The sequence below is a fragment of the Bacillus ectoiniformans genome (assembly GCF_016908875.1).
Classification (GTDB): Bacteria; Bacillota; Bacilli; order Bacillales; family Domibacillaceae; genus Bacillus_BX; species Bacillus_BX ectoiniformans.
Genome location: NZ_JAFBES010000007.1, coordinates 33,740 through 48,177, shown reverse-complemented (window position 1 = coordinate 48,177; position 14,438 = coordinate 33,740). Strand labels below are relative to the sequence as shown.

15 protein-coding genes and 1 pseudogene are annotated in these 14,438 nt (G+C 45.0%); all 16 read right to left on the bottom strand.

The window, feature by feature from the left end; translation table 11 throughout:
* Positions 1-135: 135 nt before the first annotated feature.
* The 16 genes and pseudogenes from eutC (JOC78_RS10990) to JOC78_RS10915 all read right to left on the bottom strand — a co-directional run bounded on the left by eutC (JOC78_RS10990) (position 136) and on the right by JOC78_RS10915 (position 14,437).
* Complete coding sequence (eutC, locus tag JOC78_RS10990; protein WP_239587122.1) at positions 136-990, bottom strand: ethanolamine ammonia-lyase subunit EutC; 855 nt, start codon at positions 988-990, stop codon at positions 136-138.
* A gap of 18 nt (positions 991-1,008) precedes the next feature.
* Entirely contained in the window at positions 1,009-2,370 is a 1,362-nt protein-coding gene (locus JOC78_RS10985) for an ethanolamine ammonia-lyase subunit EutB (RefSeq protein WP_204555650.1), read from the bottom strand.
* Positions 2,371-2,487: 117 nt separating this feature from the next.
* A complete protein-coding gene (gene mdh, locus JOC78_RS10980) occupies positions 2,488-3,429 on the bottom strand; it encodes a malate dehydrogenase (RefSeq protein ID WP_204555646.1) in 942 nt (313 codons plus the stop codon).
* A 31-nt stretch (positions 3,430-3,460) separates the two neighbouring features.
* A complete protein-coding gene (locus tag JOC78_RS10975; RefSeq protein WP_204555929.1) occupies positions 3,461-3,844 on the bottom strand; it encodes a BMC domain-containing protein in 384 nt (127 codons plus the stop codon).
* Between the two features lie 25 nt (positions 3,845-3,869).
* Positions 3,870-4,145, bottom strand: a complete 276-nt coding sequence (locus JOC78_RS10970; RefSeq protein WP_204555643.1) for a EutN/CcmL family microcompartment protein — start codon at positions 4,143-4,145, stop codon at positions 3,870-3,872.
* 261 nt (positions 4,146-4,406) lie between these two features.
* Positions 4,407-5,042, bottom strand: a pseudogene (pduL, locus tag JOC78_RS10965) (phosphate propanoyltransferase); the annotation flags it as partial.
* A 33-nt stretch (positions 5,043-5,075) separates the two neighbouring features.
* Entirely contained in the window at positions 5,076-5,372 is a 297-nt protein-coding gene (eutM, locus tag JOC78_RS10960; RefSeq protein ID WP_204555624.1) for an ethanolamine utilization microcompartment protein EutM, read from the bottom strand.
* 29 nt (positions 5,373-5,401) lie between these two features.
* Positions 5,402-6,943, bottom strand: coding sequence for an aldehyde dehydrogenase family protein (locus JOC78_RS10955; protein WP_204555621.1), 1,542 nt, complete (start codon positions 6,941-6,943; stop codon positions 5,402-5,404).
* A gap of 36 nt (positions 6,944-6,979) precedes the next feature.
* Positions 6,980-7,633, bottom strand: coding sequence for an ethanolamine utilization microcompartment protein EutL (gene eutL / locus JOC78_RS10950; RefSeq protein ID WP_204555618.1), 654 nt, complete (start codon positions 7,631-7,633; stop codon positions 6,980-6,982).
* Between the two features lie 16 nt (positions 7,634-7,649).
* Positions 7,650-8,615, bottom strand: a complete 966-nt coding sequence (eutC, locus tag JOC78_RS10945; protein WP_204555927.1) for an ethanolamine ammonia-lyase subunit EutC — start codon at positions 8,613-8,615, stop codon at positions 7,650-7,652.
* 12 nt (positions 8,616-8,627) lie between these two features.
* On the bottom strand, positions 8,628-9,992 hold the full coding sequence (locus tag JOC78_RS10940) for an ethanolamine ammonia-lyase subunit EutB (protein WP_204555604.1): 1,365 nt from the start codon (positions 9,990-9,992) through the stop codon (positions 8,628-8,630).
* An 18-nt stretch (positions 9,993-10,010) separates the two neighbouring features.
* Positions 10,011-11,456 (bottom strand): ethanolamine ammonia-lyase reactivating factor EutA, encoded by a 1,446-nt coding sequence (locus tag JOC78_RS10935; RefSeq protein WP_420829933.1) that lies wholly within the window; start codon positions 11,454-11,456, stop codon positions 10,011-10,013.
* A 148-nt stretch (positions 11,457-11,604) separates the two neighbouring features.
* Positions 11,605-12,096, bottom strand: coding sequence for a EutP/PduV family microcompartment system protein (locus JOC78_RS10930; RefSeq protein ID WP_204555601.1), 492 nt, complete (start codon positions 12,094-12,096; stop codon positions 11,605-11,607).
* Positions 12,097-12,113: 17 nt separating this feature from the next.
* Positions 12,114-12,455: an ethanolamine utilization microcompartment protein EutS gene (gene eutS / locus JOC78_RS10925; protein ID WP_204555585.1), complete on the bottom strand. Its 342-nt coding sequence runs from the start codon at positions 12,453-12,455 to the stop codon at positions 12,114-12,116.
* 12 nt (positions 12,456-12,467) lie between these two features.
* Positions 12,468-13,751 (bottom strand): ethanolamine utilization protein EutH, encoded by a 1,284-nt coding sequence (gene eutH, locus JOC78_RS10920; protein ID WP_204555582.1) that lies wholly within the window; start codon positions 13,749-13,751, stop codon positions 12,468-12,470.
* A 110-nt stretch (positions 13,752-13,861) separates the two neighbouring features.
* Complete coding sequence (locus tag JOC78_RS10915) at positions 13,862-14,437, bottom strand: ANTAR domain-containing response regulator (protein ID WP_204555579.1); 576 nt, start codon at positions 14,435-14,437, stop codon at positions 13,862-13,864.
* Position 14,438: the final 1 nt, after the last annotated feature.

Sequence of the window (14,438 nt, the reverse complement as noted above, 5' to 3'; positions counted from 1 at the left end):
TTGAATTATTTCTACCGAAAATACGATATATCTACTAAAATTATCATTTTATCTACGAATTAAATTTTCGACAAAACCTATCATTTCCAACTCAAAAAAAGGCGCCTGACCTTGTCTGGTCACGCACCTTTACAATCAATCCTTCATCTGAGCAAATGTCACGCCGCTCGCCTTTTTATCCAGCATTTCAGCAATCACATCTGACAGATAGGCACCGGCTTCTACCGGAGGGACTCCGCCATCGTGAATGTTAGAAATGACCGTCCGATCCGCTTCTACAGAATCCTCTGTTGGCTTGTAAATTAAGTAAGCACTGACGCTTTTGGACGTCGCTAATCCAGGACGTTCACCGATCAGTGAAATAACAAGATCACAGTCAACGAGGGAAGCGACATGATCCTGCACCCACACCCGGCTCCGTTTAATAAATACTGGCTTGCCCATCGAGATATTTTTCATTTTCAACCCTTGTTCAAGAGACGGCAATAGATTTGGGATATTCTCTTCAATACCCGTTGTACTTAGGCCGTCGGACACAATGATCTGCACCTGTCTGCCTTTGTCTCCGTTCTCTTTCAGCCACTTGGCCGACTCGTCACAAAGGACGCGGCCTGCATCCAGGTTCATTAAATATTCATCTAAGGATGCGGCTTTTGTTTTCAACACCGGAAGACCTAGCTTCTCTAAGAAGGCATCCGACACTCCTTTTTTGACAGCGTCTTGCGCAGCAGCGTGGTCTAGACGGAAATCTAAATAGCTCTTCGTTTTCATCCGCGTCCCCGCTCGTCCAATGCCAATACGTGCCGGTGTGATTTGCTGAGCCTTGGCGACCGTTTCATGATCCACAGGCTCATCTACGCCAACAACTTTGTCTCTCGTATAAACGAGCTCTTCTCCGCTTAAAGGCTCTGAGGCAGAAGTCTTTGGTGCCATCCCTTTTTGCTTCAGCGCTTGTTCGACGACTTCTCTGACAATTTGTTCAATATCCAAAGCGATCCCTCCTTCCTATTAATCAAAAATAGATAAGTCTCCTGCTCGAGAGGTTAACTTTCCGTTTTCCATAATGCCCATCTTTTCAAGCCATGCTTCGAATTCACGCAGCGGTCTGAATCCAAGCATTTCCCGCAAGCTGGCATCGTCATGAAAACTTGTATCTTGATAGCTAAGCATGACATCGTCCCCGCCTGGTACGCCCATATAGAAGTTCGCTCCAGCAAGAGCTGTCAGCATACCCGCAATCTCCTGGTCATTTTGATCGGAGTGCATATGGTTGGTGTAAGTTGGAGCGATTCCCATTGGCAAGCCATTTAATTTCCCCATGAATAGATCTTCTAAGTCCGCACGGATCATTTGGCGCCCATCAAATAAAGTTTCTGGACCTATGAAACCGGATACATTATTCACCATAAACGGATTCCACTTGCGCGCATAGCCGTATGTACGGGATTCAAGTGTTTGCATATCCACGCCATGATCGGCATCAAGCGACACTTCTGATCCTTGTCCGGTTTCGAAATACATCACATTGGGTCCAGCAGACGTCCCCATTTTCATCATGTAGTAAGAAGCTTCATCTAATAATTCTTTACTGACTCCGAAATCACGGTTCGCTTTCTCTGTACCTGCCAAACTTTGAAACATAAGAGCAACCGGTGCACCCTTTTTTAGAGCCTGCAGCTGGGTAGTAATATGCGCAAGCACACAATTTTGTGTCGGGATTTCCCATTTTTGCATGAACTCGTGGGAGATCGTTAACAGACGAGTCACTGATTCGACGGAATCATTATTTGGGTTAATGCCGATTACTGCATCGCCAGATCCGTAAGAAAGCCCTTCTTTTAAGGAAGCCATAATTCCTTCCGGCTGATCTGTCGGGTGGTTCGGCTGGCATCTGAACGCAAGTCTCCCCGGCTCGCCAATCGTTGTATTACAGTGTGCCTGGTAACGGATTTTTTGAGAAGCCATCACTAAATCGATGCTCGACATTAACTTCGCCACACCAGCAATCATTTCACTCGTTAACCCGCGGCTAATTCTCTTTAAAGCCGATGAAGAAGTGCTATGAGCTAGTATATATTCTCTTAAATAGCCGACCGTCCAATGAGAAATTTCCTTATAGATCGGTTCATTGATCTGATCATAAATTACTCGAGTGACTTCATCTTTTTCATAAGGAATGACCGGATTTTCATAAATATCCTTCAGTGTCAGTTCGCTCAAAATCCATTTAGCTGCTACTCGCTCGAGGGAAGATTCCGCTGCCACCTTTGACATGCGGTCCCCTGACTTCTCTTCACTTGCTTTTGCCAGCACCTCAGTAATTGAGGAGAATTGAAAATGCTGGTCTTTAATACGTCCGCTTAATTTCATGATATTCACTCCTTTACATTAGTCTTTTCGACCCATTTATCCCATAAAAAGGTATAAAAATGGCTCATACATTCTCACTGTCCTTAAAAGGACAACGAATCTATGAGCCTTATAGAATTATTTATCTAATATTGCCATCACTTGCTTAACAGAATCAACGGATCGATCCAGTGCCGTTTTTTCATCAGCAGTTAACGGCAATTCGATAATACTTTCAATACCGTCTCCGCCCAATATGGTTGGCACACCTAAATATAAATCCTGATAACCGTACTCCCCTTCAAGGTAAGCAATGGATGGCAAAATTCTTTTTTTATCCCGAATGATTGCTTCCGCCATTTCGACAAGTGACGCAGCCGGTGCATAATACGCACTGCCGTTTCCTAGAAGACCCACAATCTCGCCTCCGCCTTTTCTTGTCCGGTTTACAATGGCTTCAAGGCGTTCTTTCGGAATAATCTTCTCCAAAGGAATTCCGCCAGCGTATGAATAGCGTACGAGCGGAACCATGTCATCCCCATGACCGCCTAATACAAAGCCAGAAATATCTTCGACCGACACATTTAATTCTTCAGCAACAAATGTGTTAAATCTGGCCGTATCCAGCACGCCTGATTGGCCAATGACGCGATTTTTAGGGAAGTTGGTTGTTTTATAGCAAACATAGGTCATCGCATCGACTGGATTGCTTAACACTAAGATATAGCTGTCAGGGGCATGTTCTGCGACTTTTTTAGAGATGGCTTCCATGATCTTTCCATTCGTCGCGACAAGATCATCTCGGCTCATTCCCGGCTTTCTTGCCATACCAGCAGTAATGATGACCATATCTGCCGCTTGAATATCATTGTAGTCAGATGTCCCTTTAATGCGAGCATTAAAGCGCTGAACCGGTCCCGTTTCCAGCAAGTCGAGCGCCTTACCCTTAGTCGGGTTGTCTTGCTCAGGCACATCAATGAGGACAATATCGCCTAAATCTTTTTGGGCAAGCATTAAGGCAGTCGTCGCACCTGTAAAGCCGGCACCAATCACGGCGATTTTAGGTCGTTTAAATGCCATATGACTTCATCCTTTCAACTGCTGTTCTTGTTTAGCTTTGATCTTTTGTATTTACATCTTCCGCCGGCGGGTTGTCCGCCTTCTTACGGCTCGAACGATTCGCGGACGCTTGAGGTTTTGCCGCTGGCAGTTCTTTTTTCACCTCGGGCTCTGCTGGTTTTTTAGGGCGTTCCATTAACGAGTACGTATCACTGTCTACTCGCGGAATAACATGGGCAGAAACTAGCTCACCGACGCGCTTTGCTGCTTCTTTCCCTGCATCTACAGCTGCTTGTACGGCTCCCACATCTCCTTCTACCAATACAGTGACAAGTGCACCGTCAATCTTTTCCTGGTTGACTAATTCCACGTTAGCCGCTTTCAGCATCGCATCTGCTGCTTCAATTGATCCGATCAGCCCTCGTGTTTCTATCATTCCAATTGCTCTTGCTCTGGCCACCTTATTCACCTCTTTCTATTTCAGTTGAATCAACAATTCCTATAATGACGGCATCGATCGGAAGAGGGGTATCTGGTGTAATAAAGCGGGCGGAACCCCCTTCAGTGATGATGACTTGGTCACCCATACCCGCTCCTATACGATCGGCTGCAATAATAGGAGAATGAATAGGCGTTCCATTTGGATGAATGGGCTGGACGAATAAAAGCTTCAGCCCTGTCAGTCCATCTTCTTTTCTAGTTGCCCATACGTTCCCAATGACTGTACCTAATTTCATTCCATCACCACCCTACGCTTCGATTACCTCAATTTTCTTACCAAGATCCCTAGCCGTGTCTTTCGCTAAAGGAGTCACAATTGTTTTTCTATGAATCCGAATAATCGGTTCAGACGAATTCTTTATGTCATGCTGCGACAGCAGCTTTCCTTCAAACACCGCGGCTTGCTTCAATGGCTGCGCTGGTTCAGACGAGTTCATTGGAACAGGAGAGGAGGAGGTCGCAGATGAGGAGCAACCAACCGGCTTCCCATCTACGATCAATTCTCCGATCTGTCCCTTTTGAATAAAGGCGGCATTTCCTTCATCCGTATCGATATGCATTTCTAAACGATAAGAAGGAGATACCCTCACTAGCACACGTCCAAATGTCATGGGGCGCTCTGTGTCTGCAGCTACTTGAACTATCTGTCCGTCTTGTACATTAAAGTGTTCCGCATCACTAGGAGCCATATGGATATGCGCCTGAGCGATAATTAATCCTTCCGGCAAATAAATGCTTCCTTTTGGACCGATAATCGTGATTGGAGCAGAACCTTTTATGTCACCGGATTGCCTGATCGGCGGCTTTACACCAAGTTTAAATGCATCCGTTTGGCTGATTTCGACTTGAGTCAGCTTTCTCGAAGGACCAAGGATTCGAACTCTCTCAATCGTCCCTTTTGGACCAGCTAAAGTGACCGTTTCCTCTGCCGCAAACTGATTAGGCTGCGATAAATCACTTCTTTTTGTCAGCTTGTAGGAAGGGCCGAACAAGGCTGCCACATGCTGTTCAGATAAGTGAACGTGGCGGGCCGAGACGGCAATGGGAATTCCTTTAGGCTTAGGCGCTGGATCTTTTTGCTCTAATTGCTGAATCACCTGTTCAACAATGGATTGTATCCACTGCGGATCCATTCATGCCCACCTCGCTTTCTGCTAATCAAACGATTACTCCATGATTTCTGGCATTTTTGGAAGAATTGATTCCAATTCGTTGTGAGGGCGTGGGATTACGTGTACAGATTGCAATTCACCTACGCGCTGTGCTGCTGCTGCTCCTGCGTCCGTTGCTGCTTTAACCGCTCCTACATCTCCACGAACTAATACAGTCACAATTCCGCCGCCAACATGTACTTTACCTACTAAATGAACGCTTGCTGCCTTAACCATTGCGTCTGCTGCCTCAATTGATGCTACTAATCCTTTTGTTTCGATCATTCCTAATGCAGTGTTTTCTCTCGCCATTGTAAATTCCTCCTAATAGTTGTTGTTTTTTATTTGTTATATTGTTCAATAATTTTACTAACAAGCTCTGATACTTCTTTGACATCAATTTGGTCGGTTTTTCCCATAGAAGACAAGACACCTTTGACAATTTTGCTCGTTTCATCCTCTTTACTTTGTGAATAAGACGATGCAGCTGGCGGTGCTTGTATAGATCCTTTTTTAGGAATCGTGACGTCTTTAATTCCATAAGCCATGCGTTTAATATTTAATAAGTGCTTGGCTGTAATATTATCCGACGTGATATTGCCGCCGAATGTTCCGCAACCAAGTGTCATGGACGGGGCTAATCCGGTGGTTCCTCCAACGGCGCCGACAGAGGATAAAGTGTTCACTAAAATCCGTGATACCGGCATCTCAAGGGCAAATTCTCTTGCGACTTGATCATCTTCCGTATGAATGGAAAGACTGTGGCCGCGGCCACCTAAATCAAGCAGTTTTCCACAAAGCTCTTTCGCATGATCTTGGCTCTCCGCTTTGTATAAAGCAAACACAGGCGATAGCTTTTCCAGTGAAAATGGAATATCTCTTCCTACCTCTGTCTCTTCACCAACAAATAATCGGACGGAATCATCGATATCAATTCCCGCAAGCTTCGCGATCACCGCTGGGCTTCGACCGACGATTTTCGGATTCACTTTTCCCGGAACCGGTGAAATGACTTTTTCCATGCGCGCTTTTTCTTCTGCATTTAGAATATACGCACCATTCTTTTTCAATTCGCGAACGGCCATTGTATAGACGTTTTTATCGACGACCATCGCTTGTTCGGTAGCACAAATCGTACCGTAATCAAATGATTTACTGTCGACAATCATCGAAATGGATTTCTCAATCTTCGCTGTTTTTTCGATATAGCAAGGAACATTCCCGGGTCCTACACCATAGGCTGGCTTACCAGAGCTATAGGCTGCTTTCACTAGCCCACCGCCGCCTGTCGCTAAAATCAGGTGAACATCTTTATATTTCATCAATGCCTGTGTTGCTTCCATTGAAGCATGACTGAGCCATCCAACTAAACCTTCTGGCGCTCCTGCTTCAACCGCTGCCTTCTCACATACCTTTAACGCTTCAATCGTACATTTCACCGCGTAGGGATGGGGGCTGACGACAATGGCATTTCTAGTTTTTAATGCGATTAATGTTTTAAAAAAAGCGGTTGATGTTGGATTCGTCGTTGGAATGATCGCTGCTACCACACCAAATGGCGCGGCAATTTCCAATACTTTTTTCTCTTTATTCTCGCCGACAATCCCGACTGTTTTTTCATCTTTAATCCATTCATAGACGTCTCTGGAGCCGACTTCGTTTTTTATTTTCTTATGCTCAACGACACCCATGCCTGTTTCTTCAACAGCCATCACCGCAAGCTCATAAGACTTGGCATAAGCCGCATCCGCGACCGCTTTCACAATCTTATCGACTTGCTCCTGTGAATAGGACATGTATTTCGCTTGAGCTTCCTTGGCTTTCGCTACTGCATCGCGCATTTCTTGAATGGCGAGTAAATCACGATCTAGCACAGTGGACATATCATCACACTCCTTGAGGTCAAATTATCTTCTGCTTTAATAGCGCAATGGGTTTTTCGTGAGTTCTACAATCGTCTCACGAAAGGCATCCGCTGCCGCCTGACAGGCCGACTGACTTCCTGTCAGAAGTCCGCCGCCAAAGTTCGTTTCCGATGGCGGTTCGTACAGGACGCAAATATCAACGTCTGCCGCTTTTAATGCGGCATCTAATCCATAGATGGCTTCAAGCGGAGGAGCGATTAAATAAGCTAAAGAATCACCTTCATTAATGCCAGCAAGGTTTGAAAGGTAGCTTCCTGTTCTCGACACAACGTGCGCATATAACACGTGACTGTGATCTTCATTTAGCGCTTCAAAATAAGCTTCTGATTCAATCGTCGTCTGAACCGCTTCGAGTCCGCTTCTTACTTGTTCCGGCGTTGGACCAGCCAGAACGCCGATAAACTCACCGGATAACGGACCTGATGCATGCCCCGCACCCGCATAAAATGATTTCGCATACACCACATCTACATCTGCATATTTCGTGGCTTCATCAAGAGCTGTATAGCCTACATCATCAATCGTCAGCGTGAAAAATCCAAGACTGCGCTGATCGCTGGTCAAATTAAACTTTTCCGCCAGCCCCTGATCTACATTGGGGATGACTCGCATGGCCAATAACTCCGCCTTCACACGAGGTAATTGCATGACTCGGATCCACTCCTTATGTTTCTTTTTTCACGAGAGACACACCGCTCGCTTGATAGGACAATATTTTCTGAATCAATGTGCCAAGGTAAGCACCTGCTTCTACCGGCGGAATGCCTCCTTTGTGAATATTGGAGACCACCATACGATCCGCTTCGATCACACCTTTTCTCGGTTTATAGCAAAGGTACGCACTTAGTGATTCAGCGCTGACGAGACCTGGCCTTTCGCCAATCAGCATGATGACAACTTCCGGCTCAAGCACATCGCCGATTTCATCCATTAAAGCTACTCTTCCTTTGTCTACGTAAAAAGTGGTGCCTGTTTCAATGCCAAGATTATTTAGAGATTGCTGCAATGATAGATAGACATCTTCTATATTCGTTTCAATCGCTTTTGCACTAAGTCCATTAGAGATGACAATTTGAACCGTTGGAGAGCTTTTGCATGATTGCTTAATCTTTTCTTTCGCTTCGTCTGACAGCTTGCGGCCCAAATCTGGCCGGCGAATATACTCTTCCTTATCCTTCACTCTCGTTTGGACGGAAAACACGCCTAATCGGTCTAACACATCAGAAGGCACTTCCCCATAAACCGCGTCGACAGCAGCCGCATGGTCAAAACGGAATTGCAGCCATGTGTCGGTTTTCGGCCGGCTGCCTGCTCGTCCAACTGCAATTCTAGAAGGGGTTTTCTTCCGCAGTTCTGAAAGCTTTTCTTCGTCCCCTTGATCACTCAATGTCTCGAGTTTTTGTTTGCGAGGCGCAGGTGCTATTCGCTGATCTGCAGAAGCCTTGCCTTTTTTTACAGCCAGCGGTTTAAATGTCACACGGCTGCTATCCTGCGTCTCCACTGATTCGATAAGCGGGCGATCTTTCGGTTTCTTATGCCACAAGTCGACCGTTGGAGCGCTTTGTGACTTTTCTTCACTCAGCCTTTCTATGACTAGCTTCGTAATCGAAGCAATTAATTCTTCCTTCAACATTCTCGCCTCCTACTTTGTAAAAATAGTGGGATCTCCCGCTCGCTTCGTCAATCGGCCGTCTTCATAAATGCCGACCCGTTCAAGCCATGCGGCAAATTGTGGAGAAGGCGTCTTGCCAAGAGTTTGGCGAAGGGTTGCGATATCGTGATAGCTCATGGATTGGTAATTAAGCATACAATCGTCACCCATTGGGGTAGCGATAATGAAGTTGACTCCTGCTGCTGTCAGCAAAACACCTAAATCTTCAATATCATTTTGATCCGCTTTAATATGATTCGTATAACAAATATCTACGCCCATTGGCAGACCATGCATTTTACCCATAAAATGATCTTCAAGCCCGGCTCTGATCACCTGCTTGCTGTTGTATAAATACTCTGGTCCGATAAAGCCGACAACGGTATTCACGATGTAAGGGTTATAGTGTCTCGCAAACCCATAATTTCTCGATTCGAGCGTCATTTGATCGATGCCGTAGTGTGCTTCTGCCGACAGCTCCGACCCTTGCCCTGTTTCAAAGTAGAGACGTTCTGGGCCTGAGCTTGTTCCGAATTTCTTCGCCATATCTGCTGCTTCTTGTAAAAGAGAAGCCGTGATGCCAAAGGAACGATTCGCTTTTTCGGTTCCTGCGATACTTTGGAAAATCATATCAGCAGGTGCGCCTCTTTCAATCGCTTTCATTTGCGTCGTCACATGTGCGAGTACACAGTTCTGTGTTGGCACTTCCCATTCTTGAATAAATTCATGAGTTGCTTCAAGAAGCCGCTTCACACTTTCAACTGAATCATCAACCGGATTAATCCCGATCAATGCATCACCAATGCCGTAGGACAAACCATCTTTCAGCGAAGCCAGCATGCCGTCCACATTGTCAGTCGGATGATTCGGCTGCAGTCGTGAAGCAAGGGTTCCTCGATGACCAATCGTAATATTGCATGTCGTTAAAATTTCGATTTTATTCGCTGCGTGCACGAGATCCAAGTTAGACATCAGCTTGGCAACAGCCGCGATCATTTCACTGGTTAACCCGTTGCTGATCCGCTTCAGTTCCCTGTCACCTGTTCGATTATCTAAGATATATTCACGGAGTTCTGCAACCGACCAGTTCTTGATCTCTTTAAAAATGGGTTCATTAATATCATTTTCAATGATGGCAGACACTTCGTCTCCTTCTGCATCGATTAGCGGATGGTTGCGAATGTCCGCGAGCGTAACCTCACTCAATACTGCTTTGGCTGCGATTCGCTCTTGTACGGTTTCCGCTGCGACTCCAGCCAGCCGGTCTCCTGATTTTTCTTCGTTTGCTTTTGCGAAGAGGTCCTTTAAATCGTTAAACTGATACGTCTTTCCTCCAAAAGTTGATTTAAGATTCAACGCCGCTTGCCTCCTTCCTTACGAATGGAACGTTAATGTTTTAATCACTACAGGCACAACGCCTGACTGCAGAGTCTGGCCAATATCCATATAATCGCCATGCTCTACATCGACTTGATCCACACATAAAATACTTTGATTCGGTTCCTGTGCTTGTAATGTCTGCCCAAGCACTTTCGCATGATCACTTTGCAGCACGATAATTAGTGGCTGCTCTGGCTTCGGTTTTACATATCTGCTTTCTAGTAATTCTTTCGCTACGGCCTGGACATCTTTAAAGCTTAGATATGGCAAGTCCGTAAAATAAAGGACAAAGTTTTGACCTTCCCGGCCAGGATCATACATAGCAATCGCTTGCTTCATGCTGCTTTGCAGCTTCTCTATCCCAATGTCGATTTGATTCTCAAATGATACTTCAAATACGGGCAGATTCTTTTGCGGAAGCTGGCTGCTTTCCACTTGAATCGTTGCTCCGCTAATATTCGTTGTCTGCGTGCCGGCCCCAAGAACCGTCGCACGTACCGTTTCTTCCGGTATGATCCACTCCCACTCTTGAAGAGACACTTCCTGCTGGAGAGCGTCCGCCAGCTGCATGCCGATATCATCATAGACGGCTTTCGAGTAATCTGGATCTTCATGTTTGTACATGCATTCTGATATGCCGCCCGATATCATGATGGTGTCAATGCTGTCCTTCCACTCGGGGTGATGCCCAAGAATAAGCACATCATCCTGAGATGTGGTGGACTTCGATAACACCCTGGCCATCATCTGAGCCATCCAGATAGTCACTTTTTCCACCGTCGGATGGTCTTTGCTGTCACCAATTTCGAGCGTCCAGCCTTCTTGCTTTAGAAGCTTTTGAATCGGCGGGGAGATGCTTTTCACCCGCTGCCCTTCAAACTCAATCAGCCTGCCGCCGATATGAAGTGTACATGTACCTGCCAGTTTGTCTGCATAGTACACGGCTATGTTCGCTGTGCCTCCGCCGATATCAATATTCGCAACCGATTTCCCCGTTTTCTTGGCATATTCATAAGCCCCAGAGCCTTTTGCGGCAATGATTCCCTCTAGATCAGGACCAGCCGTGGCCACGAGAAACTCCCCAGCTGCATCAGATAAATGGTGAACCATCTCTTCCGCATTCTGTTTCGTTGCTGTCTCCCCGGTGATAATGACGGCGCCTGTTTGAATCTGCTGAGAATGAACGCCCGCTTTCTCGTATTCTTCTAACACGAGCTGCTCCACCTTTTCAATGTCAATCACGGTTGGCGATCGGAGCGGAGTTCTGAATATTGGACTTCTATATAGAATTTCTTTATCAATGATTTCAATTCTTGGCACATGCGTACCGCCAGCCATATTCATTAAAGAAAAGCGGCTGATAACAAGCTTCGTTGTGCTCGTACCGATATCAATTCCAGCACTCATTAATGTCTCGATTCGAGAAGCTGAACTCTTCACGCAATTTGCACCACCCTTTAGAAAACAAAAAACGCCCCTGCGATTTCTATATTCATAGAATTCGTCAGAGGCGCCATTGCCTGATTACTATTCTGTTTTGCTGATTTAATATTCTAAATATATATAAAATACAGCTATTTGTAAAGGCTTACAAGTAAATTAATTCACTTTCATCTAAACTGCGAATATACTCTTCCATCTCATGCAAATTACGGCATTTTACTAGTTCACGCAGAACTTGCAGCCCTTTTCCTGTAATGGATGATGTGACAACAATCGGCCCTTTATGAATCGCTTGTCTCAGCTTTCGCACCGCTTCTTCTATATTCGCATCAGGTGCATCCGCTTTTGTCACCACGCCTACCGGGAGCTTGGATATCCCCGAACTGAATCCTGGCGGAAAAATCATTTTATCTCCTGTCGCATCTTGAATATAAAAGACATGGGTCACTTCTAAAGCGGTCGCCATAATATTTTTATAGAAAAACGGATTTTCCGTATATTCACCTGGTGTATCCACAATCCAATCGCGATACACCAGTGACTGCGTTTTAACCGCTTCTTTTTCATTTTCCAATAAGGCGTTTGTCAGTGTCGACTTGCCCGCACCAATGGAACCAATCAGCATCGCTCGATTCATCTAATCCACTCTCCTCTCTATGACTTTGTAATCCGAGAAGGCGTGTAGCCAAGCTGATCAGACAAGAAGCGATTGATTTCCTCCATCGCCATATCCACTTCCGACACACTGCCAACAACCACCAAGCTGCCAGTAAACCGGTCTAAAAATCCGATGGTCACATTGGCCGCTTTCGTTGCTAAATCTGCGGCAATAATGACTGTTTCACTTGGGGTCAACGTTAAGATCCCTAGCGCCCCAGCTTGCTGAATCCCTAACTTATCAAACATATCTGCATCTGGATTGGCAATCAGATGGCTGAGCGTCACTTGCTTACCCGGTACAAATTCTTGAATAAATCGCTTTTTCTCTTCGCTCACAACTGATTCCTCCTAAGCTTGGCTTTTAACCACGATTTCTTCATTTACTTCTTCTTGTTGTTCTTCATCTAAATATTCACCTGGCTTAATCACGCCGTTTGCCCGGTCTTCCTCTTCTAAGCGAAGCGCAGTCGGAACAGATAGCCAATAAGCTAGCGCAATGGCAATAACCCCGGCAGAAAACTTACCAATAATCACCGGCAGAATCAAATTCGGCTGGAAGTTAGCCGTAAATGATAAGTGATCTCCCAGCAAGAAAGCCGCACAGACAGCGAATGAAATATTAATGACTTTATCTTTAGGCGGCATATAGCGCACTAATTGGAACATCGCTAAAATGTTGGCAATCGTCGCAAGCAGTCCTGCACTTCCTGTAGGACTTAGTCCTAGCTTTCTTCCGCCTGCTTCAAGCGGCTTCGAAGCATATTTACGAAGCAAGTACACCATTGGAAACGCTCCTGCAAGCATGACACCAATGTAGCCCGCTGTTTCTAATGCACGGAATTGGTCTTTCTCATCCGCCATAATCGGATCGAAGCCCCATGCACCGAAAAGACTTGAAAAGGCACCAGTAAAAATTTCAACAATAGAAAAGACGAGTACTAGTTTAATAGCTGCATCCATGATTCGTCCAAATAACATAAACCCGCTAATCATCATTTTTGGGAAGAATTTCAAACCGGCGGCAATGACAACAACAAAACCTAACAGCGGCAGTAAATTCAACATGATTTTCCCATAGGATAAGACGAATTCATACGTTGAATCACTTGTTGTATCAATGACTTCACGTACTTCTGTATTAAATAACAGGGTAAGCACACTGGCAATAAAGGCACCGATTGGAATTGTTAATACACCAGACATAACTCCAAGCGCCATATACTTATGATCTCTTCGATCCAGCATCGCAAGTCCTACCGGAATAGAGAACACGATCGTTGCTCCCGCCATGTAACCAACAATCATCGCCATAATCCAGCCTTCATACGATTCTTTCAACACATTAGCCAGCTGATAGCCGCCCATGTCTGTTGCTAGAATTGCAGTCGCCGCAATCGCAGGATCGGCTCCTAAAAAATTGAATAAAGGCCCAACAACAGTATCAATAAACCAAGATAAGTAAGGAATGGACGCCATAATCCCGGCAGCTGGAATAAAGATATACCCAATGGCATGAAGACCACTCATAAATTCTTTCCCAAGACCATCTTCCGGATTTTTAATTGCTGCAAATGCTCCTAACACGGCACAAATCATAATAATATACACCACAATATTTCCTATAGATGCCATTTCATTCTCCCCTTTTTCATTAAATTTCAAATAAAAAACAGACCCCTCCCGTCAGCTGAAAAGCTAATCGTTAAGCGCCTGTGCTTATTTCCTATTCACTTGTAAAAGATTTAAAGAGTTTGATACTTTAAAATGATTTTCTCAGCCACTTGCTCCATTGCAAGCTGATGTTTCATGCTGACTTTTCTAATCCTTTGGTAGGCTTTTTCTTCAGAAATATTAAAGTGATTCATTAAAAGCCCTTTTGCTTTTTCTACAAGCTTTCGTTTTTCCACTTTTTCATGAGCGGAATCCACTGCCTGTTTCATATCTTTCATTTTCTCTGCCTGATGCAGGGCCACTTCAATAGCTGGGATCATATTGGCTTCCGATACCGGTTTAACCAAGTACCCCACCACATTAGACTGTTTGGAACGTTCCACAAACTCCTTTTGGCTGTAGGCGGTAACAAGGACAATAGGGATATCCAGCTTACCCGAAATGATCTCACTTGCCTTTAAGCCATTCAGCTTCGGCATTTTAATATCCATAATAATTAAATCCGGCTTAATAGATAAGGCCAGTTCTACGGCTTTCTCTCCATCTCCGGCTTCTCCCACAACTTCATATCCGTTATCTTTTAATATAGACGAAATGTCTAAACGGATGATTGATTCATCTTCAACTAACAAAATCCTTTTGCTCATA

What these genes read in the sequence shown, in the direction of transcription:
- JOC78_RS10985 (WP_204555650.1), bottom strand. Translation starts at nt 2,370, where the DNA reads ATGAAATTAAGCGGACGTATTAAAGACCAGCATTTTCAATTCTCCTCA.
- eutM (WP_204555624.1), bottom strand. Translation starts at nt 5,372, where the DNA reads ATGGCGAGAGAAAACACTGCATTAGGAATGATCGAAACAAAAGGATTA.
- JOC78_RS10915 (WP_204555579.1), bottom strand. Translation starts at nt 14,437, where the DNA reads ATGAGCAAAAGGATTTTGTTAGTTGAAGATGAATCAATCATCCGTTTA.
- eutH (WP_204555582.1), bottom strand. Translation starts at nt 13,751, where the DNA reads ATGGCATCTATAGGAAATATTGTGGTGTATATTATTATGATTTGTGCC.
- eutL (WP_204555618.1), bottom strand. Translation starts at nt 7,633, where the DNA reads ATGCAATTACCTCGTGTGAAGGCGGAGTTATTGGCCATGCGAGTCATC.
- JOC78_RS10975 (WP_204555929.1), bottom strand. Translation starts at nt 3,844, where the DNA reads ATGATAGAAACACGAGGGCTGATCGGATCAATTGAAGCAGCAGATGCG.
- JOC78_RS10970 (WP_204555643.1), bottom strand. Translation starts at nt 4,145, where the DNA reads ATGAAATTAGGTACAGTCATTGGGAACGTATGGGCAACTAGAAAAGAA.
- mdh (WP_204555646.1), bottom strand. Translation starts at nt 3,429, where the DNA reads ATGGCATTTAAACGACCTAAAATCGCCGTGATTGGTGCCGGCTTTACA.
- JOC78_RS10930 (WP_204555601.1), bottom strand. Translation starts at nt 12,096, where the DNA reads ATGAATCGAGCGATGCTGATTGGTTCCATTGGTGCGGGCAAGTCGACA.
- JOC78_RS10955 (WP_204555621.1), bottom strand. Translation starts at nt 6,943, where the DNA reads ATGTCCACTGTGCTAGATCGTGATTTACTCGCCATTCAAGAAATGCGC.